This is a genomic window from Methylomonas sp. HW2-6 (genome assembly GCF_052474525.1).
This window is the reverse complement of record NZ_CP184124.1, coordinates 3668269-3688112: the sequence shown is the minus strand read 5'-3', so window position 1 is coordinate 3688112 and position 19844 is coordinate 3668269. Positions and strand designations below refer to the sequence as shown.

Sequence of the window (19844 nt, the reverse complement as noted above, 5' to 3'; positions counted from 1 at the left end):
GGCGGAGAAAATATTATTCCCGACGCATTTTAATAAATTGTTTCTTAGCTATTGAGATGCCTAGTTTTTGAAATGGATTGCCATTACCCCCTGGACGCCAAGTAGTAACCAACCTATTGCTGTAAGCGTCGAAATGAAGCCCTTTCGGGGCGGCCAAAACCTTTCCTCGACCCAATAATATTTTCAAGGCTTGAGTTGCCACAACACCTGCGCATAACTCACATGCCATAGGCGTAGAGGGGCCTCGATGATTTAATAAGTCAACCGAGTTTTGGTCTATCAGGTATCTGCGCTGCAACATAGCTGGAGAAAGCCCCAACAAGAAATGAAGTATTTTATCGATTGAGGACTTCCCGTTAAGTTTGAAGTATTGCTCAAATGTCATTTTATTGGGCATAAAGTTTAGTAGTGCGACGCCCATGCCGAGTGGCGCTGCGGTAATGGCTGGAATTTTGTGTTCGGCACAGTAGGCAAATACCATTTCTCTTGCCTCAAAAGCAAAAAAATCGAGAGAATCAACGTATAAATCTACACCACTAAAGAAATTGGCAAGATTATTATAAGTAACTCCATCTGGAAATTTCTGGATAGTCAACTCAGGGTTGATATCAAGCGCCATGGCAGCCATTATGTCCGTCTTAGGATGATTTAAGTGTGAGATGGTAGCCCCCACTTGGCGGTTGAAGTTGGCAAGTTCAAATTTGTCGAAATCGGCGATATGGAACTTGCCTATGCCCAGCCTAGTCAGCGTGAGCAAATGGCTGCCTCCAACTCCACCCAAGCCAGCTATTGCAATTTTCTTGCTGCGAAGTATTGCCTGTTCATCTTTTGTGATCCAGCCAATATTACGGGAAAAAGCCTGTTCGAAATTGAATTCCGTCATTAATTTACTCCTGATTGCGGTCTGAGGTTGTACTAAGTAGTTTGCTATACTGTCAATCGGATTTTTCTAATTGATCCCAAATGGACTCCCTGAGTTTGGCTTGCAATATCGATCAGCTCCCTTATAGCAGCGGTTCAACTAAAAATTTGAGACGCTGCCCGATTTTTAGCAAATTTTCAGGGAGCTATTGTGAAATCTGGTGTTCAGGCATTGATCAAGCGGCGATCTGATCGATGGTTTCTACTTCATTGCCGTCCTTAACAGGCTGGTGAAAAACTCGCGCATATTTTTTCCTTGCCCACGGTTCTCGTGATTTTTTCGCGTTGAAATCAGTCATGAATTCGAGTTTCAACGGTTAGCAGGCTGGTGAAAAACTCCCAAAGCCAAGCAATCCGAGACCGATAACGGCTGGTACCGGTTAAAATAGGCTACCTAAATTTGGAGATGCCCCAATGCGCGGACACGATGCCATCCAACACAGCTGGTTCAGCTATGTCAGCCTGGAAGAACGCATACCCAAACAGCATCCGCTACGCCGCTTACGGCTATTGGTCGATGGCATCTTGGCCTAAATGGATGCCGTGTTCGCCGAGCGTTACTCCCACACCGGTCGCCCGTCGATTGCCCCTGAAAAACTGTTGCGGGCCTTGCTGTTGCAAGTGCTCTATACCGTTCGCAGTGAGCGACAGTTGATGGAACAACTGGACTACAACCTGCTGTTTCGCTGGTTTGTGGGTCTGGGTATTGACGATACTGTCTGGGAACGCACGGTATTCAGCGCCAACCGCGAGCGCCTATTGTCCGAATCCCTCAGCCGCGAATTTTTCACCCGAGTGCTGGCCATAGCGGAATGGCAAAACCTGGTGTCCGACGAACACTTCAGTGTCGACGGCAGCCTAATCGAAGCCTGGGCCTCGCACAAAAGCTTCGTTAATAAAGACGGTAGCGGTCCGGACAAGCCCGCCGGCCGCAATCCTGAGGTCGACTTCAGCGGCGAAAAGCGCAGCAACGCCACCCACCAAAGCACGACAGACCCGGAAGCGCGGCTCTACAAGAAAGGCGAATACACCGAGGCCAAACTGCGCTACATCACCCATGCCCTGTCCGAGAACCGTAACGGCCTGATTGTCGATGTCGAAACCACCCAAGCCACCGGCACCCCCGAAATCGAAGCCGCCCAAAAAATGATCAAACGCCGCGTGCCCAAAGGCGGCAGCGTCGGTGCCGACAAAGGCTACGACCAAGCGGCGTTCGTCAGCGGGCTCAAAGCACGAGACATCAAAGCCCATGTGGCCCGCAAAAAGACCGGCAGTGCCATCGATGGCCGCACCGCTCGCGGCAAAGGCTATGCCCAAAGCCTCAAGCGCCGCAAAATCGTCGAAGAGGCCTTCGGCTGGATCAAGACGGTCGGAGGCCTGCGTAAAACCCGCCACATGGGTTTAGCCAAAGTGGCAGGCCAAGCCTTATTTTGCTTTGCCGCGTACAACCTGACACGGCTGCTGAATTTACTGGTATTCACGCCGAAACCGGCGTGGGCTACGCCTACCTAGGGCGAGGTGCAATGCCGTTAAGTTAAGCAACTCGTGTTATAATCTTGTATGTAAAATCTTGAAAAACAAGGATAAACCAATGAAGCCGACTTAGCAGTATCCATGCCAGCATTCTTGCCCATCTTTCAAAGCTTCTCCACTCGCCCGATTTCATCACCGCGCATCGGACTCACGACCAAGCCTTTACCCGGCAACGCGTGCTTACCTTTACTGTGTCGGTTTCATTCGTGCTCTGCGCCTTCAAAGGCAGCGTGCAAAGGTAATCCCCCCATTTTGAGCAGAGTCTAAAAGTAGAGGTTAAGCGGCCAACGCTAGTTTTTGTTTGGGCGTCATTCCGCCGATGGCCATATTGGGCCGTTCATGATTGTAGGTCCATAACCAGCGTTCGGCAAAATCCTGAACCTGCCCGATCGATTCAAATAGGTACTGGGCCAGCCATTCGTAGCGCACCGTTCGGTTGTAGCGTTCAACGTAGGCATTCTGTTGCGGGTTGCCCGGTTGGATATAGTCAATCCGAATACGCTGTTGCTCAGCCCACGTTTTTAACGTTTCGCTGATATATTCCGGTCCATTGTCACAGCGGATCGACTCGGGTTTGCCCCGCCATTCAATGATGCGATCCAAGGTGCGGGTGACCCGCAAAGCCGGTAACGAGAAATCCACTTCAATGCCTAAGCCTTCCCGATTAAAGTCATCAATGACATTGAGCAAGCGGAACGCGCGCCCATCAGCCAGTTGATCATGCATGAAATCCATCGACCAAACGGCGTTGATCCGCTGCGGGACGGTCAAGGGCTGCGGTGTTTCCCGCACTAAACGCTTCTTGGGCTTGATGCGCAGGTTGAGTTCCAACTCTCGATAAATCCGATAGACCCGTTTGTGATTCCAGCGAAAGTCTTTCACGTTGCGCAAATACAAGTAGCATAATCCAAATCCCCAGGTGAGATGGGTATCGGTCAGGCGTAGCAGCCAGCCGGCAATCTCGGTGTTTTCAGTCGAGAGCTTTGACTGATAGCGATAACCGCTGGAGCTGATGCCTAAAGCCGAACACACTAACCGAAGACTGGCCCGCTTGGCCTGAATCATGAGTTGCGCCATCTCGCGGCGGCAAGATGGCGTTAGACCTTTTTTTCCAGGGCTTCCTTGATGATTTCGGCCTTCAAGCGTTCCTCGGCGTACATTTTCTTCAGCCGCCGGTTTTCGTCTTCCAGTTCTTTCAGGCGCGCCATCAAGGACGCATCCATGCCGCCCTATTTGGAACGCCATTTGTAAAACGTCGCGGAACTGATGCCGTGTTCGCGGCAGATCTCCGGTACTGGCGTGCCCGCTTCCGCTTGCTTCAAAATCGCCAGAATCTGACTGCCACTAAATCGTGAGGTCTTCATGTAAAACTTCCTCCGTCTGTTACGAGAAAATTCTACTTTTAAGTGCTGCTTTTTTTAGGGGGATTACCCCAAGAGGCGGCAAAACTGAGCGTGATCGACTATTTGGCTTTTTACAACGGCCGTCGATCGCATTCAACATTGGGCTATCAATCCCCGATCGAATTCGAGCGGGAATTTTCGAGAGACGCTGCCTAAACAGGTGTCCGGTTTTTGTTGACCATTACACAAATTCCTGGGTCAACTGCGCCAGGGTTTTATCGCCCGCCAGGGCCGCCGAAGCGACTTTGGCCTTGAAGGCCGATGAATGTTTTCTTCTCGGTTTTTTGGACATCTTCTGCTCCGTTTCTTTCTCCTTGCGGATGTTCAAAAGTAGCAGGGCTTTTCACTTAAGGAACCTCTGAAAAACAGCCGTTTTGAGCAACAGAAATTTCTAAGATGAGGCAAAAATTTCAATAATCGAGCGTATTTTCGCCAAAACAGCCGGTTGCTCTCTAAAACAAGCCCTTTTCTGGGCCCATGTTCAAATTACAGACGCAATGAGGCAGCGACGTTCATACGCATCACCGCGCAACACATTCGCAATCGCGGTCAAAAAGGTTAATCGGGCGGCGTTTTTGGCTAAACCGCGATAGCGATTCTTGGCGTAACCAAATCGGACTTTAATGTCCCGAAACACGTGCTCGACTTTGGCCCGGCGGCTGGCCAGTTCGCGGGCTGCCTCGCGCAATTGCCGGACTTCTTCGCTATCGTCCTGAGTTAACTTGGCCAGCTTGCCAGGGCGCATCGCAATGACACTCGCGGGTGGATTTTCGGTCGGCATCTCGGGGCGCTTGTCCAAGCCTTGATAGCCGGCGTCGCCCTGCACGAATTGTTCTTCGCCGTGCAGCAGCTTGGCGGCTTCGGCCACGTCACTGACATTGCCAGAGGTAACTGTGAGGGTATGCACCAAGCCGGTTTCGCTATCGACGCCAATGTGAAATTTGCTGCCGAAAAACCATTGGTTGCCTTTCTTGCTCGAATGCATCTCCGGGTCACGCGCTTTGTCTTGGTTTTTGGTCGAGGTCGGCGCGGCAATCAGGCTGGCGTCGACGATGGTGCCGGCTCTTAAAAACAGGCCGCGTTCCCCCAGCGTTTGGTTGATGGCTGCGAAAATCTGTTCGGTTAATCCGTGGGCTTCCAACAGATGGCGGAACTGCAAAATGGTACTTTCATCGGGCACCGCTTCCAGGCGAATACCGCAAAAGCGCCGTAGCGATTCAATTTCGTACAACGCGTCTTCCATGCCCGGATCCGAATAGTTGTAGACAATCTGGGCCACGTGCACATGCAGCATGGCATTCAAGGCAAACGGCTTGCGACCACGTCCTTGGCCGGATGCGTAATGCGGTTCAATCACCGCTCGCATGACTGACCAGGGCAACAATTCTTCGAGTTGGTTCAGAAACTTTTCCCGCCGGGTGAGTTTGCCTTTATTGGTGTATTCGACATCGGCAAAACTGAGCTGTTGATACTGTTCCATGGGCGTCATCTCGAAAACAAAGCTCTTGTTGAATTATATCGCTCGCAGGTAATTAATCAGAGGTTCCTTAACCGAATGTTCAATTTTTTGGGGCCGGCTCTCTATTCCGGTGTCCAGTTTTATTAGACCAATGAATTACCTCAAAGGCCGGAGCCTCCGAAAAAACGGCGCGATTCACGTTAACTTTTGCCAAGCGCTTAGCACGTTCTCAGCTTGTCCACCTTCTCTACCTATTTAATGCGTTTTCAGCCATTCGGTTCACAACTACTGCTATTTTCTCATGAAAAAAGCGAAACGCCCAAAATAGTAGATTTACTTGCCCCACCGACATAAACAAACGCCCTCTCTTCAAGCCGTTAATAATATCGGATGCCGCTTTATCCGGAGATAGTTTTTTCATCTTAAAATCCATAACCATGTGCGTATCTATCGGCGGTAACAACACCTCAATCACTTGAATTTTCGTATGTCTTAGCTGATGGCTAAGCGATAGCGAAAACGAATGTAATGCAGCTTTCGAGGCGCTATATCCCGGCATTACAGCCAAAGGCAAGAAAGCTGCCGCAGATCCAATATTTACGATCGCTGAATAAGGCCGTTTTTTTAAATGTTCTGAGAATAACTGCGTTAACCTGAGTGGAGCAAGGAAATTCGTCTCCATCTCTTTTACTACGTTTTGATAGGAGTTTTCATCCATTAAATCACTAAAAAACGCAACTCCCGCGTTGTTTATAATAATGTTCAACTCAGGAAACTGACTCCTCATTTCATTTATAAGTTTTTTTCGCTCACTATCTTGGCAAATGTCGCACTGTATGCAGTGAACTCCTGGAAGCGTATCTTTCATTTGGCGTAATTTTTTTTCATCACGGCCGGCAATAATTACCGTATTATTCAATTTAAATAGAGCTTTAGCTAAAGCCAAACCCAGACCGGATGCTCCACCAGTTATCAGCACAGTGTTACCTTCTATTTTCATTCAACCACCAAGACTAATTTTTTCTGACAATAATCGCGGGTTCGGCGGCGGAAGGAAACCAATAACCAAATAACGCAAAAAACCACAAATTTGGGTTCCGTAAAAACGCACGGGTAGTCTCTCTCTCACTCATCGCTCGATCGAGGTTATGGTCAAGGACTTTATTGAGCTCATCAAGGAAACGGTAGTTAGAAAAGGGCCTGAGTGTATCGTGATACGAACGACGGTAATGAGCAACTAAAGTAACATCGTAATGATTGACAATCTCATGCAGTACTGATTCGGTAATAATAATACGATGATACGGCTGGTGAAGTCGCATAACATGAGACTCCAGATCCTCCATGTCCACAGGCTCAGAATCAGCAGTGCCAATATACAAAAGTCCTTTGGATCTCAAAAGATCAAGATTCAACTCGATCAATTTATATATATCATCACAGTGCTCCAACGTATCGTTATTAACAATGACATCAAACGGAGCTTGATCTGTCGGTAATTTTGCAAATGCTTTAACATAAGGATCATACCCCACAACCCGCTGAAAACCCTGTTGCTTTAGGTAGTCGACGTAAATCCCGTTTCCGCATCCAAAGTCAAGAATACTGTCTACTTTATTTACACCCGCTCTCAACAAACGCGAAGTAAGGTTTTTTAGCGTTCCTTTAGCAAACACATCCAACTGCCGCTTGTTTAGCGGATAATCTCGGTATATATCTTCAAAATCTACCGGCTGAATGCTTATGATGCTCAAACAATTAGGGCACTTCCATAACGGAAAATGCGTATGGAGGTACCGCTGGGTATTTCCTCCTACAGACCCTAAATCCTGTGGCCTAGGGTCATCAGTTGAAAAACCACATACTGAACACACAAGGTGACTCATGTTGCAATCAAATCGACTCTTCTTCATTTATCATTTACTTTCAAGTTTTTTCGCCACACCAAAAATAAAGTCTCCTCCCGCCCTCTCAACCCATCGTCCTCCAATTTCAAACCCTAGTCTTTCTAGTTCCGTAATAAACATTTTACCCGAGAACCGATTTTCCCTTGGATGCTTAAACAATACGCTGTAGGGTAGTCGCGTTATCCATTGCTCAGTAACTTCTTGAAAAATAAACTGACCGCTAGGCTTCAAGACCCTATGAATCTCGCTCAAAGCAATCCGCCAATCTGGAACGTGATGAATAGCAGCAAAATTAACCACTCCGCCCACACTATCATCGCAAAGTTTCAGGTTTGTAACATCGCCAATAAACAATTCTAATCTATCACTACCGAACTCATCCAACCTAGTTCTTGCTTTACTTAACATGCTTTCATCCAAATCAAAGGCAAACACTTTCTTTGCTTTCCATTGATTTAAGAGTATTTCCGTTCCAACACCATGGGCGCAGCCCACTTCCAGTACATCCAGCCCTTCGACATTTGCTCCAAGTTTCTTCAGCAAGGGCGCTTCTACATAGCGCTGAATATAAAATCGAATTGGATTGTTCATCGCCATTTTTTCAAGAAAATTCATTTTCATTTTGAAAAACTCCTAATATGCTTAAACCTCATACATGAAAAAAAATCACAGACCCAACAAACGATCAGCGACACGCAAAGCGTTCGCAGCGATAGTGAGGGATGGATTTGTTCCCCCACTGGAAGGAAAAAACGAGCTATCTATAATCGTTAAATTATCAAAATCGTGAACGCGATTGAACTTATCAACCACACTTGTTAATGGATCATCTCCCATTCGACAAGTACCACATACATGCGCAAGTCTTTCATTATTCTCCGCTTGCTTAATAAGCATAGGGCGTAAAGGTTTAAAAACTCGCTTCAACTCCATTCGGAATTTTTCTATACGTCTTTTGTCGTAATCTTTGATTTTGTAGGTAAACTTGACACTCGAATTCTCATCCGGTATCACTCTGTTATCTGTATACGGCAAATCTTCAAGTGTTGAGGCAAGAATTAAACGGTTACACAACATTCCTTCTATAATCGGAACCAAAATAGGCTTTATCCCTTTATACAGATAGGCAGCAAAAGTAAATCCACTATTTCGTATATCTTGTTCAATTGTCTCGACTAGCATACTGGCAGGTGGCATCCAGCCAAATGATTGAACAGTCCCAAGTTTAATTTTTTGCGAACAATAAAAATCATTAAATGCAATTTCCTTTATATTTTCGTATTTTTTAGGCTTAGTTGCCGAATAAAAAACATACATATCAACAAAGTGGCGCATCAAATTTTTTCCTACCATTCCCGAACGATTTCCTAAACCGTTTGGATATTTTTCTGTGGCTGAACGGAGTAAAATAATAGGGGTTGCCAATGCGCCCGCTGCCAAAACAAAATGCTTCGCTTTAATCCTAATTTGTCTACCATTCCACTCTGCAAGAACTTCCGTTATTTTGGTTTTAGACGAAAAAATTTTTTTTATTTCACACTTATCTAGTAATTTTGCTCCGTACCTAGTGAGCGCTGGTTCCAAACAAATTCTTGAACTGTCATTTTTACATGATTCGGAACAGAGATATCCTTGGCACGTACTACAATTTCTGGAGGTAAATTCGCAAGCAACTGGCAATCTATATGGATGCATCCCTTTTTTCTGTAGAAAATCATACAACTCCTTGTTAGCATTAGAAAGCCGGGGGGGCTCAAAATGCATATTATCACCCCTAACTCTATATAAATCTTCAGCCAATGCGTAGTATGGATAGAGTTCGTCGTAAGTAATAGGCCATTTTTCAGGAATCGAAGATTCTTCAGCGCCTGCATGCCAACGGCCAGCTTCAAAATCCTCTGGCCTGAAACGTTCCATTGCAGCGCCGTATAGTGAGCTAGATCCGCCGCTCCCTGACCCCATAAAGGGAACAAAACTCTTCGTCTTTTTTGAAGAAACATCTCGAACTTCGGATGCCCACCTTCCTGATTTCTTTAACACATCATAATCTGCCCCGGAAGGAGACTTCCGATTTAAAAAGAACTGTTCCGCAAAATCTCCTGAAAAAACTCCAGAGGCAGTAAATAACGACAGCCCTTTTTCACAAAACAGAATTTTTTTCCCTTCTTGAGCGAGTCGATAGCCTAGTGTTGCTCCTCCAACGCCGGTGCCCACAATAATATAATCCCACTCAATATCTAAAGGGTTGACAACCTGATCATTAAGAACTGAATCTTTCATAAATATTAACTCGTTTTTACGCTCTATTTAGTAACCGAAGTGCCACCGTCTATTTGATCATAAAATCCGGAATTTAAAGCGAAATTCCGACTTTACATCGGGTGACCACCGTAAGGATAGCCTAATGCTGTTAAGTTAAAGCTTTCATATTGAAATGATTAACCCGGGAACTGATCCCCACCATCAAAAATGGACAGTTCAAGAGGCGAGGGATTGATAAAACTGGGTTTCAAATTCCATTGGGCTTAAAAAGCCATTGGTTGAATGTAGCCTGACCGGATTGTAATCGGTTTCGATATATACCGTTTGGCGCATCGCTTCATGACTATCAAATCGCTCGCCGTGAATGGCTTCGACCTTGAGTGAATGAAAGAAGCTCTCGGCACAGGCATTATCGTAGCAGTTGCCTTTGGCGCTCATGCTGCCGAGCAATTGGTGCTGTTCCAGCAATTGCCGGTAGGCGTTTGAGCAATATTGACTCCCTCGATCCGTGTGGACGATGACACCCTTAGGCCGTTTACGTCTGAAAATCGCCATGTTCAACGCATCACAGACCAGATTGGCGGTCATCCGTTCGGCCATTGCCCAACCAGCGACCTGGCGGGAAAACAAGTCAATGATGACCGCCAGATATAACCAGCCGTCCTCGGTCCATAAATAGGTTATATCGCCCGCCCACTTTTGATTGGGCGCTGTGGCCGAAAAATTCTGTTGCAGCAAGTTATCGAACACCGGCAAGTTATGCTTGCTGTTGGTCGTGGCCTTAAACTTGTTTTCTTCTCGGTTTTTTGGACATCTTCTGCTCCGTTTCTTTCTCTTTGCCGACGTTCAAAAGTAGCAGAGCTTTTCACTTAACCGAATGTTCAATTTTTTAGGGCCGGCTCTATCTTTAGTGGCTCCATTCTCTCAAAGGCTGGAGCTTCCGAGAAAACCGGGGCGACCCAGTTCCCGCCGCCCGGGGCATCGAAAAATGGCGCCGAAACCCAAAGTATCGGGGGTGACTTTCAGCAGCTTGTTAGTGTTATCTTGCTCCCTTACCCCACAAAATCACTTCAACCGTACTCAACATGATCGTTAAGTCCAAAAACAGACTGTAGTTCTTGACGTAGTACAAATCATATTGCAGTTTTTGCCGGGTGTCGTATTCGCTGGCGCCGTAGGGGTAACAAAGTTGAGCCCAGCCGGTGATGCCAGGCTTAACTCGGTGTCGTTCCTTGTAATACGGAATGGTTTCTTCGAAGCCCCTGACAAATTCCGGTCGTTCCGGTCGGGGGCCGACAAAGCTCATATCCCCTTTGAGGACGTTCAACAATTGCGGTAATTCGTCTATCCGGTATTTTCGGATGAACTTGCCGACTTTGGTTACACGGTCGTCGCTCTGGCTGGCCCATTGTGCCCCGTTTTTTTCGGCGTCCACCCGCATGCTGCGAAACTTGATGACGTCGAACGGAACGTCTCGGTAGCCGACGCGTTTTTGCCGATAAAATACCGGGGCACCAAAACCGCTTTCCATATAGATGGCTACTGTCGTCAACAGCATCAACCACCAACTCACGGCCAGCAGCAACAAGCTGGCGATAATGTCGAAACTGCGTTTGACGATCGGCCTCATGCCGCTGTTGACGAAGCCGTCGGAGAACATTAGCCAACTTGGGCTGAGGGCGGCGAGAAACACCAGACGTTGTTCCCGTTCGTAGAAAGTCTGCAAGTCCATGACCTGTACGCCGGACATTTTGATGTCCAGTAATTCCTCGACAGGTAATTTTTTACGCCTGTCATCCACGGCGATGACGATTTCGTCGACATTTGCCGCGTCAACAATATCGGTCAGCCTGATTTTGTCGTTCAATGCAATGGCATGGGGCACCGCGACCGGCTCGTCCTCTAACGTGATGTAGCCTACGATTTCGAAGCCTTTGTATACGTAGCTGGAATTCACCACGCTCAGTTCTCCGGCTCTGTCTCCGCAGCCGACTACCAGCACTCGGCGTTTTAAATTTTCCAAGTTTACGAAGCGGTAGAACAGGTAACGGGTAAGCAGCAGGCCGGAAAAAGAGAATAAGATCGCCGAAATCAACACGCTGCGCGCCAGCATGAGCTCGGGGATGATGTAGTAGGTGAAGGCCAGAATAAATACCGCGACGGCGAAACTGACGCTGATCCGTTGCAGGATGTTGTATTCCTCTTTATCCAGCGTTTTACGGTACAGCCCCAATGCGGAACAACTGGTCGTCATGATGATTGAAAATACTGCCGCAGATGACGCCAATTCCGGTTGTGAGTACCAAGACGCTGTGTAAAGAAACCGGACTGCAGCTCCGATATACATGGCCGAGTAGAACACTATGGCTTCGGCCAGCAGGAGCCACAGGTAAGCCGTCGATATGTAATGCCGAAATATTCTGATCATGGTTTGAGCATTCGCCGGTTCCGGACAGTTATCGGGCAGGGCCCTGTTCTAACAATGTTTTAATGTGTTCGGACGGAATCGCATACGTGATGCCGCTGGGGTTTGAAATCGCATTTTCCTTACTGCCCTGGACAAACACTTTATTGATTATGCCGACGACTTTACCGGACTTTAGATCGTAGAGCGGGCTGCCGCTATTGCCCGGATAGGCAGTTGCATCCAGTTGGAAAATGTCGAAGGGGGTCTGCAGGCGTTTCAGCATGTTGACGTTCAGTTGATTGCTGGCAACAGCCGGAATGGCATTGGGCGATATAGCCGCAATAATGCTACGGTGCGTCACCGGATACAGACCCAAAACCATGCCAATCGGATAACCGGTGAAGGCGTATTGCTCGCCCTCGCGGACGCGTTGCGAATCGCCAATTTCCAGTGCCGGCAGTGCGCGGCCTTCAACCGTCAATAGCGCTAGGTCGTGGTCTTCGTCGGTCGCACGGAGATCGGCTATTTGCATCTGTTCTTTTTGTTCTTCGCGGTAAAACACGGCAAACCGCTCCAAATGACCTGCGTCAAGTTTCTTGGCGGTAACGTGAGCATTTGTGATTACCTTTTTGCCGTCTGCCACGGCAAATCCAGTTCCAAGTAGGACGCCGCGCGGATTGCGGCTTGGCATATATGTTCCGATTGCCACAATTCCGGGTTTGACCCGGTTTAGTATGTCAGGTAGGTTCAATTCGCTGGAGCGGCTGCCGTGAGGGAGCAGTAACAATACCAGTAGAGTGACGGGGAGACGCTGTATGCCGAATTTCATGGTCTATAGGTGCCGGAGAGCCTTGAGGCTTTGTTTGGTTTAGAGTGTAGCGCAACTTAGTCGAATTGGCATCGCGCTGTAATAGTGTCAGTTTAGGTTTGATGCTCCCGGATGAATGGATTTCGCCGGCGGGTTCCGGGTTATATTTCGGCGAAAACCGCTCGGAACGCACGCCATATCGGACTTTGATAAACGTTAGCAGAATAGTAGCTAGCAATTAGGAAGACCTATTTGGCTGGCACTAGTTCGGCACAGATCGGTGTTTGGCGCAGTGAACTTGTCGCTATTGGGACGGTCCATGCAAGCGGAGATAGTAATCCGTTTCCGGCGGCGAGACGGTAAAGTCTGAAATCGGTTTCGATACAGCGATTAACGACGGACCGCCGGGTCTTTTAGTCCGATTTGTTCTTCGGCAAAACTGCCGTTTTTCCAACACAACACCCCAGCAGACTCCGGCCGCCAATCCGCGAGCACGTACCGTAGCGTCGGTTCACCGTCCAAAATGAACTCGTGACGGTTCGGCCGATGAGTATGGCCGTGGACCAAGATGCGGCAATCGTAGTGGCGCATCGTTTCCATCACGGTGGCTTGGTTGACATCCATGATTTCGTCGGATTTTCCTCGCTTATGAAAGTAACTGCGCAAACGGTACCAGCGGGCGGCGATCAGCCTTAGCCAAAGCGGTTTGTTCAACACTGAGTCCTGCCATTCGCGACTGCGCGATTTGATGCGGAACGCTTGATATGCCTCATCGTCGCTGCAAAGTAAATCGCCGTGGGTAAGCAGTATCCGGTGGCCGTCGAGTACGATAACTTCGAAATCTCCGATTAGCCTGACTCCGGTTTCGGTACAAAATGCGTCGCCCAACAGAAAATCCCGGTTGCCTTGTTGCACGAATACTTTTACGCCGGAAGCGGTTAGTTCCTTAAGCGCTTGTTTGATCGCTTTGGCAGGCCGGGTGTTATCGTCGTCGCCGATCCAGGCGTCGAATAGATCGCCAAGTATATATAGAGCTTCTGCCTGGGTGGCGCGTTGTTGCAGGAACGCGAAAAAGCGCCGGAGAATTTCGGGTTTCTCCAGCGCCAAATGCAAGTCGGAGATGAATAGGATGTCTTTCACAAGCGGGGCCGTGACGGCGATACCGTAACGGCAGGGTCCTTATTCCAAGATTTCAGCTTTCTCGATGACGATGTCGGTCTTAGGTACGTCCTGATGCATGCCGCGGTTGCCGGTCGGTTGTTTTGCCATCGAGTCGACTATGTCCATGCCTTCGGTGACTTCGCCGAACACGGCATAGCCCCAGCCGCTGGGGGTCGGGCTGGTGTGGTCCAGAAAAGAATTATCTTTGTAGTTGATAAAAAATTGCGCGGTGGCGGAATGCGGATCGCTGGTGCGAGCCATTGCCAGGGTGCCGCGTTTATTTTTCAGGCCATTGTCGGCTTCGTTTTTGATGGGTGCATTTGTCGTTTTTTGGTTAAACGAGGTATCGAAACCGCCGCCTTGCGCCATAAAGCCGGGAATGACCCGGTGAAAAATCGTTCCGTCGTAGAAACCTTGTTTGACGTAAGCGGCGAAGTTTGCCGCGGAGGCCGGAGCCTTTTCGTCTTCCAACTGGATGGCAATAGTGCCAAGAGAGGTGGTTAATTTAACTTTGGTGTGTGTATTGGACATTTTATTTTCTGTTGCAAATGAAAGAGTTGAGATTGAAAACAGCATCAAGTAAACCAGAGTTGCGCGCATGACCGCTCCCAAATATAGCTGCAAGCCTTGAATTCTATGTGTTTTTATCTTGAAAGAGAAGTTCGAATCTTGGTAGATTGCCGGATGTTTTGCCGTCTTCAAGCCTCCTATACATGTTAAAAATCTACAACACTCTGACCCGCAGCAAGCAAGAATTCGTCCCGAAACAACCCGGAAAAGTCGGTATGTACGTCTGCGGCATGACCGTCTATGACTACTGCCACATCGGCCATGCCCGGGTGATGGTCGTGTTCGATACGGTGGCGCGTTACCTACGGCATTCGGGTTATGAACTGATCTATGTGCGCAATATTACGGATATCGACGACAAGATTATTCAGCGCGCTAACCAGAACGGCGAGGATTTTACGGCACTGACCGCCCGCTTTATCGATGCAATGCACGAAGATGAACGGGCTTTAGCCGTGTTGCCGCCTGACCGCGAACCCAGAGCAACCCAGTCGATTTCCGACATCATCAACATGATATCGGCATTAATCGACAAGCAATTTGCCTATCTCGGGAGTAACGGCGACGTGTTTTATGCCGTCAACCGGTTTCCGGGGTACGGCAAGTTGTCCGGTAAAAATATCGAAGACTTGAATGCCGGCGAGCGGGTCGATGTCGACGGCGCCAAACGCGATCCGTTGGATTTCGTCCTCTGGAAGACAGCTAAGCCCGGCGAGCCGGCGTGGGATTCGCCCTGGGGCTCCGGTCGACCCGGCTGGCATATCGAATGCTCGGCGATGTCAACCTGCTGCCTGGGCAACCATTTCGACATTCACGGCGGCGGCATGGATCTGCAGTTTCCGCATCACGAAAACGAAATCGCCCAATCCGAGGGCGCTACCGGCGAGCCTTTCGTCAATTACTGGATGCACAACGGCTTTGTCCGGGTTAACGAAGAGAAAATGTCCAAATCGTTGGGCAATTTTTTCACGGTGAGGGAAGTGCTGAAACAGTACCGTCCGGAAGTCATCCGCTTTTTCATTCTGTCCAGTCACTATCGCAGTCCGTTGAATTATTCCGACGAACACTTGGATGAGGCCGGTATCGCCTTGACCCGGCTTTATACCGCGCTGAGAGGGGTGGATATTGCCGATATCCCGGCAGACGCCGAGTTCAGACAACGCTTCGAGCAGGCGATGGACGACGATTTCAATACGCCGGTCGCACTGGCAGTGCTGTTCGAATTGGCGCGGGAATTGAACAAAGCCGCGGATAAAGCGCTATTGGCCGCCACGTTAAAGCAGTTGGCGGCAATTTTGGGCCTGTTGCAAGACGATCCGGAACAATTTCTGAAAGGTGGGGCCGGGCAGGGCGGTTTGGACGAAGCGGAGATCGAACGCCTGATAGAGGCGCGCAAAGCCGCAAAAGCGCAAAAAGATTGGGGGCAGGCGGATGCCATTCGCGACCAATTGAAATCTCAGGGCATCTTGCTGGAAGACGTGGCCGGCGGTAACACCACTTGGCGCCGGGAAGCTTAAGGAAACACATGAGCGAAATTAAAGACAAATCGATCGCAACATTTCTCGATGAACTGGCCAGCAAACAAGCCACTCCTGGTGGCGGTAGCGCGGCGGCGGTCATGGGGGCGCAGGCTGCGGCGTTGATCAGTATGGTTTGCAATCTGACGATAGGAAAGCCCAAGTACGCCGAGGTAGAAACTGAGCTGAAGAATTTGCTGATCGAAGCCGAAGCTCTGCGCCAGACGCTGATCGATATGATCAAGGCCGACGTCGACGTATTCGATAAACTGATGGCCAGTTACGGCTTGCCGAAAGCCAACGATCAGGAAAAAAGCCAGCGGAGCGAGCAAATCCAAATCGTGTTGAAGGAAGCGACGCTGGTGCCCTTGGCCTGTGCCAAGGCGTGTGCAAAGGCTATCGAGTTGAGCAAAATCGCCGCCGACAAAGGCAATTTGGGCGTGATCAGCGATGCCGGCGTAGCGGTGATGGCCGCCTACGCCGGTTTGAAGAGTGCAGCTTTGAATGTGCAGATCAATGCCGCCGGTTTGAAAGATCGCGATTTCGCCAATGCCCAACTGGCCGAGCTTGACGGATTGCTGGCGGCGGCAGAACAAGCCGCGCTGCACGTTTATCAAACCGTGCAGAGCAAGCTTTAACCGTCACGGCTTTCAATCGCCGGGTGTTGATCGCATTCAGCTTAAATTCGCGAAGGGAATATGCCTGAGGTCGCGATGCAATACGTCATGCCTACGTAAGGATTGCGTATAGGTACTGGCTGATTCCCGCCGGTGATTCCGATGGATGTGGTCGCGGTGGCCGATGCGGTCAGGGCTTCCGGGGCCAGCGGCGAGCTGGCTCCCGCGACGTTGCCTGAATAAATGTTGTCCCGAGCGGATGAGGCTGCCAGCACTTTACCGGCCGGGCTGCTGCTATTGCCGGCCGCATTGACAGCGTTGATGGTGCCGGTGACTTGGACGTTGGTGCTGGCGGCATGGGTGTGCTGCGGTAACTGGGTAATGTTCAAAACCACTTGGTCCGAACCGGCTTCTTCGCCGAGGAATACATTCAACAGTCCCGGACCCTGACCGGCGCCGACCGGATTTCGCCCGCGCAGATCGGGTAGAGCGAAGGTGCTACGGCCGTCGCCGCCATAGGTAGTGCCGAGTAACGAGAACAAGGCGGTGTTACTGGCGATGGGTAGCAGCGAGCCGTCGGCCGGCAGGTAGTTGCGCGGGCAAAAGTTGAAGGCAAAGGTACACACTTCACCTATGAAAGGCTCGTTGCCACAGGCTGAGGCGGACATCGGTAAACCGGCGGCGGCGATCAGCGCCAATTTCACTAGCGGTTTTTTGAAGGGTTTTGACATGTCGGTTTCCTCTTAAATTTAAGTTGTCGGGTCTTAACCAGCGAGCGGGTTGCTACGGCGCTTGGCGGCGAACAGAGAAAGTAAACCGATTGCTGTCAGCATCAAGCTTTCCGGTTCCGGTACGGTCTGGCTGTTTTGTTTGACGACCGAGTCGACCGTAATCAGCGTGTTCACCTCACTGCCGAACAAGCCGGAATCGGCCCTGCCTTGCAACAGTACTTCGGGACTGCCGTCGCCTAAATTCAGCAATTGGCCCGGATTCAATAGAAAGGACAGGATCATAAAGCCGCTGTCGCTTAAGGTGCCGCCGAGTCCGCTAGCGGCATTAACCAAGTTGTTCGTGAATAGAAATTGTTGGTTGCCCTGCTTGGCGTCGGACAATCCGCTGGCGAACAACAATTCGCTACCGTCCTCTTTATGCAAGGTGACTTGGGCTTTGGCGAATTCGCCGTTATCCGTCGTGGAGCGGACCGAGTCGGTCGCGCTGACCTGATAGCTGAATTGGAACCTTAAATTAACCAGGAAGGCATCGGTGGCCGAATTGTTCTGCAACGACATCGTATAGTCGCCGAATAACGGATTGACGATAGACGGTTCGCTGTTTGATCTGCCATTGGCGTTGAATTTAATGCCGAAGCCGTCGCCGATGCTGGTTAACGTGCCCGAGAGTGGATCGATGCCGTTGATCGCCGCACCGTTCAAGGTTGTCGTGGTCGTGACACCGGCCATAATTCTGGTCAATTCCCCGGCTTGGGTGGCATTGACCGGGTCGGAAGGCGAGCCGGTGCTGTCGAATTCGGCGGAACCTTTGATAACGATGTTCGGATCGAAGCTGGCGGCATGCGCCGCCCCGATTTGTTGGCCTAACGCCAATCCGATGGCCAAGGCCAAACTTTTGAAATTGCGGAACGGTCGGTCTGGCGTGGCGGTCGGGTTGGGATTGGCCGGATTTGGCATGGTGACGGTTTTCATCGGTTTTTCCTCTTGATTTTTGGCGAAGTAGTTATGAATCGGGTCTCGGGCCGGGCCCGAACGGGTTTCCATAATCGATAGTCAATTCGTGTGCCAAGGCGGTTTGAGCAGCTTAAGTCATTGGTTTTGCGGTGTTTTGTGGCAGCGGGCTAGCGCGGGCGACAGAGGATGGGCACGAGATGTCGCGCGATTTACGAAATATCGCGCTTTATGGCGGAGTGTGGCAGCCGATGCGGCCAGGATTGGAGGCTAACAATGAGCGGTTTGACGGCGGCGGTCGCGAGTGTTGGTCTTGACCATGCTGTGGCACCGTTCTGACGCTAAGGCAAACGGCCGGCGCCAAACTATCGATTATTTCACCGGCCGCCGGTGCAAACTTTGCTTGGTGGGCCGCGCCAACTCGCAGACGGTTTCGGCGGCTACCGCGCCGGGTATAATGCCGGTATCGACCGATAACCTGAGCGCCGTACGCGGTTTTGCGGAGCAATCCATGTCCAAACCCCTGATTTACAAAGGCCGCGCCAGCATCAGCAATGCCGCCGGCCGGTTCGAGAAGCAAAGCGGCCATGCCGAGGACGACGGCTGGGGCAGCCTGGATGACGATCTGCCGCCGCTGCCGACCGAAATCGTGGTCGATAACAGCAAATCGCTGATTACCTATAACGATTCGCCGGATATTCCGTTCGACCGTTCCATCAATCCCTATCGCGGCTGCGAGCACGGCTGCATTTATTGCTTCGCCCGGCCGACCCACGCTTACCTGGGCTATTCGCCGGGCTTGGATTTCGAAACCAAAATCCTGGTAAAACCCAATGCCGCCGAATTGTTGCGGGCAGAGCTGGGCAAGCGCAATTACCGGTGTGCGCCGTTGGCCTTGGGTACCAACACCGATCCCTACCAGCCGCTGGAACGCCAGCAGCGCATCATGCGCGGCATATTGGAAGTGCTGGCCGAGACCCGGCATCCGGTCAGTATCGTCACCAAGTCGGCCTTGATCGAACGCGACATCGATATTTTGGCCGAGATGGCGCGACAGGGCTTGGCCTCGGTATGCCTGTCGGTCACGACCTTGGACCGGAATCTGGCCAGAACCCTGGAGCCGCGCGCCTCGGCACCGCAACGCCGGCTGGACGCCGTGGCGCGCTTACGCGAGGCCGGCGTGCCGGTCGGGGTGATGGTGGCGCCGTTGATTCCGGTATTGACCGACTACGAATTGGAGCGAATCGTCTCCGCCGCGCATGCGGCCGGTGCGCTCAGTGCCGAATACATTCTGCTGCGCCTGCCGCTGGAGACCGCTGAGCTGTTTGAAGAATGGCTGCGACACCACTTTCCGCTGAAAGCGGAGCATGTCATGAACCGGGTCCGCGACAGCCGCGGCGGCAAAGCCTACGATGCCGCGTTCCATCAGCGCTTGCGCGGTAGCGGCTCTTACGCCGATCTGATCGCCCAGCGCTTTGGCTTGATCCGCAAGAAACTGGGCATGGACCGCGCCTTGCCGGCATTGCGTAGTGATGTGTTCCGCAAACCCGAGCCGAGCGGGCAGATGAGTTTCGACTTTTTCGATTGAGCCGGCTGC

The 19844-nt window shown here is 50.4% G+C and carries 18 protein-coding genes and 3 pseudogenes; 5 read left to right on the top strand and 16 right to left on the bottom strand.

Going from position 1 to position 19844, the window contains the following annotated elements; translation table 11 throughout:
• Positions 1-13 precede the first annotated feature (13 nt).
• Both ACH518_RS17725 and ACH518_RS17720 read right to left on the bottom strand, forming a co-directional pair.
• On the bottom strand, positions 14-883 hold the full coding sequence (locus ACH518_RS17725; protein ID WP_445371041.1) for a ThiF family adenylyltransferase: 870 nt from the start codon (positions 881-883) through the stop codon (positions 14-16).
• A 214-nt stretch (positions 884-1097) separates the two neighbouring features.
• Positions 1098-1220, bottom strand: a complete 123-nt coding sequence (locus tag ACH518_RS17720) for a hypothetical protein (RefSeq protein WP_445371040.1) — start codon at positions 1218-1220, stop codon at positions 1098-1100.
• 115 nt (positions 1221-1335) lie between these two features.
• On the opposite strand from ACH518_RS17720, the pseudogene ACH518_RS17715 reads away from it, so the two are divergent.
• Positions 1336-2433: pseudogene (locus ACH518_RS17715) on the top strand (IS5 family transposase).
• Positions 2434-2730: 297 nt separating this feature from the next.
• On the opposite strand, the pseudogene ACH518_RS17710 reads toward ACH518_RS17715, so the two are convergent.
• A pseudogene (locus ACH518_RS17710) lies at positions 2731-3818 on the bottom strand (IS3 family transposase).
• Positions 3819-3860: 42 nt separating this feature from the next.
• Between ACH518_RS17710 and ACH518_RS17705 the strand changes: the two are divergent.
• Complete coding sequence (locus ACH518_RS17705) at positions 3861-4013, top strand: IS3 family transposase (protein ID WP_445371039.1); 153 nt, start codon at positions 3861-3863, stop codon at positions 4011-4013.
• A gap of 325 nt (positions 4014-4338) precedes the next feature.
• On the opposite strand, the gene ACH518_RS17700 is transcribed toward ACH518_RS17705, so the two are convergent.
• The 10 genes and pseudogenes from ACH518_RS17700 to ACH518_RS17655 all read right to left on the bottom strand — a co-directional run bounded on the left by ACH518_RS17700 (position 4339) and on the right by ACH518_RS17655 (position 14461).
• Entirely contained in the window at positions 4339-5337 is a 999-nt protein-coding gene (locus ACH518_RS17700) for an IS5 family transposase (RefSeq protein WP_445371038.1), read from the bottom strand.
• 226 nt (positions 5338-5563) lie between these two features.
• Positions 5564-6316, bottom strand: coding sequence for an SDR family oxidoreductase (locus ACH518_RS17695; RefSeq protein WP_445371037.1), 753 nt, complete (start codon positions 6314-6316; stop codon positions 5564-5566).
• Positions 6317-6329: 13 nt separating this feature from the next.
• Positions 6330-7070, bottom strand: coding sequence for a class I SAM-dependent methyltransferase (locus ACH518_RS17690; protein ID WP_445371036.1), 741 nt, complete (start codon positions 7068-7070; stop codon positions 6330-6332).
• Positions 7071-7232: 162 nt separating this feature from the next.
• Positions 7233-7844: a class I SAM-dependent methyltransferase gene (locus ACH518_RS17685; protein ID WP_445371035.1), complete on the bottom strand. Its 612-nt coding sequence runs from the start codon at positions 7842-7844 to the stop codon at positions 7233-7235.
• A 45-nt stretch (positions 7845-7889) separates the two neighbouring features.
• Positions 7890-9503: a GMC oxidoreductase gene (locus ACH518_RS17680; RefSeq protein ID WP_445371034.1), complete on the bottom strand. Its 1614-nt coding sequence runs from the start codon at positions 9501-9503 to the stop codon at positions 7890-7892.
• A 198-nt stretch (positions 9504-9701) separates the two neighbouring features.
• A pseudogene (locus ACH518_RS17675) lies at positions 9702-10274 on the bottom strand (IS3 family transposase); the annotation flags it as partial.
• A 250-nt stretch (positions 10275-10524) separates the two neighbouring features.
• On the bottom strand, positions 10525-11913 hold the full coding sequence (locus ACH518_RS17670) for a TIGR03013 family XrtA/PEP-CTERM system glycosyltransferase (protein ID WP_445371033.1): 1389 nt from the start codon (positions 11911-11913) through the stop codon (positions 10525-10527).
• Positions 11914-11941: 28 nt separating this feature from the next.
• Positions 11942-12721 (bottom strand): S1 family peptidase, encoded by a 780-nt coding sequence (locus ACH518_RS17665; RefSeq protein WP_140910638.1) that lies wholly within the window; start codon positions 12719-12721, stop codon positions 11942-11944.
• A gap of 369 nt (positions 12722-13090) precedes the next feature.
• Entirely contained in the window at positions 13091-13840 is a 750-nt protein-coding gene (locus ACH518_RS17660) for a UDP-2,3-diacylglucosamine diphosphatase (RefSeq protein WP_445371032.1), read from the bottom strand.
• A 39-nt stretch (positions 13841-13879) separates the two neighbouring features.
• The gene (locus ACH518_RS17655) at positions 13880-14461 is read right to left on the bottom strand and encodes a peptidylprolyl isomerase (protein ID WP_445373014.1); all 582 of its coding nucleotides are present in this window, start codon (positions 14459-14461) and stop codon (positions 13880-13882) included.
• A 113-nt stretch (positions 14462-14574) separates the two neighbouring features.
• Between ACH518_RS17655 and cysS the strand changes: the two genes are divergently transcribed.
• Both cysS and fchA read left to right on the top strand, forming a co-directional pair.
• On the top strand, positions 14575-15948 hold the full coding sequence (cysS, locus tag ACH518_RS17650; RefSeq protein WP_445371031.1) for a cysteine--tRNA ligase: 1374 nt from the start codon (positions 14575-14577) through the stop codon (positions 15946-15948).
• 8 nt (positions 15949-15956) lie between these two features.
• The gene (gene fchA / locus ACH518_RS17645) at positions 15957-16586 is read left to right on the top strand and encodes a methenyltetrahydrofolate cyclohydrolase (RefSeq protein WP_445371030.1); all 630 of its coding nucleotides are present in this window, start codon (positions 15957-15959) and stop codon (positions 16584-16586) included.
• 41 nt (positions 16587-16627) lie between these two features.
• Here fchA and ACH518_RS17640 read toward each other — a convergent pair whose 3' ends face one another.
• The 3 genes from ACH518_RS17640 to ACH518_RS17630 all read right to left on the bottom strand — a co-directional run bounded on the left by ACH518_RS17640 (position 16628) and on the right by ACH518_RS17630 (position 18760).
• Complete coding sequence (locus ACH518_RS17640) at positions 16628-17296, bottom strand: phage tail protein (protein ID WP_445371029.1); 669 nt, start codon at positions 17294-17296, stop codon at positions 16628-16630.
• 33 nt (positions 17297-17329) lie between these two features.
• A complete protein-coding gene (locus ACH518_RS17635) occupies positions 17330-18268 on the bottom strand; it encodes a PEP-CTERM sorting domain-containing protein (RefSeq protein ID WP_445371028.1) in 939 nt (312 codons plus the stop codon).
• Positions 18269-18619: 351 nt separating this feature from the next.
• Positions 18620-18760: a hypothetical protein gene (locus tag ACH518_RS17630; RefSeq protein ID WP_278211406.1), complete on the bottom strand. Its 141-nt coding sequence runs from the start codon at positions 18758-18760 to the stop codon at positions 18620-18622.
• Here ACH518_RS17630 and ACH518_RS17625 point away from each other — a divergent pair.
• Positions 18759-19835 carry a PA0069 family radical SAM protein gene (locus ACH518_RS17625; protein WP_445371027.1) on the top strand — a complete coding sequence of 359 codons (1077 nt, stop codon included), beginning with the start codon at positions 18759-18761 and terminating at the stop codon, positions 19833-19835. The genes ACH518_RS17630 and ACH518_RS17625 overlap by 2 nt on opposite strands.
• Positions 19836-19844: the final 9 nt, after the last annotated feature.

Coding starts and splice junctions, on each gene's coding strand:
- ACH518_RS17655 (WP_445373014.1), bottom strand. CDS start 14,461: ATGCGCGCAACTCTGGTTTACTTGATGCTGTTTTCAATCTCAACTCTT.
- ACH518_RS17625 (WP_445371027.1), top strand. CDS start 18,759: ATGTCCAAACCCCTGATTTACAAAGGCCGCGCCAGCATCAGCAATGCC.
- ACH518_RS17630 (WP_278211406.1), bottom strand. CDS start 18,760: ATGGATTGCTCCGCAAAACCGCGTACGGCGCTCAGGTTATCGGTCGAT.
- ACH518_RS17700 (WP_445371038.1), bottom strand. CDS start 5,337: ATGGAACAGTATCAACAGCTCAGTTTTGCCGATGTCGAATACACCAAT.
- ACH518_RS17665 (WP_140910638.1), bottom strand. CDS start 12,721: ATGAAATTCGGCATACAGCGTCTCCCCGTCACTCTACTGGTATTGTTA.
- ACH518_RS17720 (WP_445371040.1), bottom strand. CDS start 1,220: ATGACTGATTTCAACGCGAAAAAATCACGAGAACCGTGGGCAAGGAAA.
- ACH518_RS17685 (WP_445371035.1), bottom strand. CDS start 7,844: ATGAAAATGAATTTTCTTGAAAAAATGGCGATGAACAATCCAATTCGA.
- ACH518_RS17725 (WP_445371041.1), bottom strand. CDS start 883: ATGACGGAATTCAATTTCGAACAGGCTTTTTCCCGTAATATTGGCTGG.
- fchA (WP_445371030.1), top strand. CDS start 15,957: ATGAGCGAAATTAAAGACAAATCGATCGCAACATTTCTCGATGAACTG.
- cysS (WP_445371031.1), top strand. CDS start 14,575: ATGTTAAAAATCTACAACACTCTGACCCGCAGCAAGCAAGAATTCGTC.
- ACH518_RS17695 (WP_445371037.1), bottom strand. CDS start 6,316: ATGAAAATAGAAGGTAACACTGTGCTGATAACTGGTGGAGCATCCGGT.
- ACH518_RS17680 (WP_445371034.1), bottom strand. CDS start 9,503: ATGAAAGATTCAGTTCTTAATGATCAGGTTGTCAACCCTTTAGATATT.
- ACH518_RS17635 (WP_445371028.1), bottom strand. CDS start 18,268: ATGAAAACCGTCACCATGCCAAATCCGGCCAATCCCAACCCGACCGCC.
- ACH518_RS17670 (WP_445371033.1), bottom strand. CDS start 11,913: ATGATCAGAATATTTCGGCATTACATATCGACGGCTTACCTGTGGCTC.
- ACH518_RS17640 (WP_445371029.1), bottom strand. CDS start 17,296: ATGTCAAAACCCTTCAAAAAACCGCTAGTGAAATTGGCGCTGATCGCC.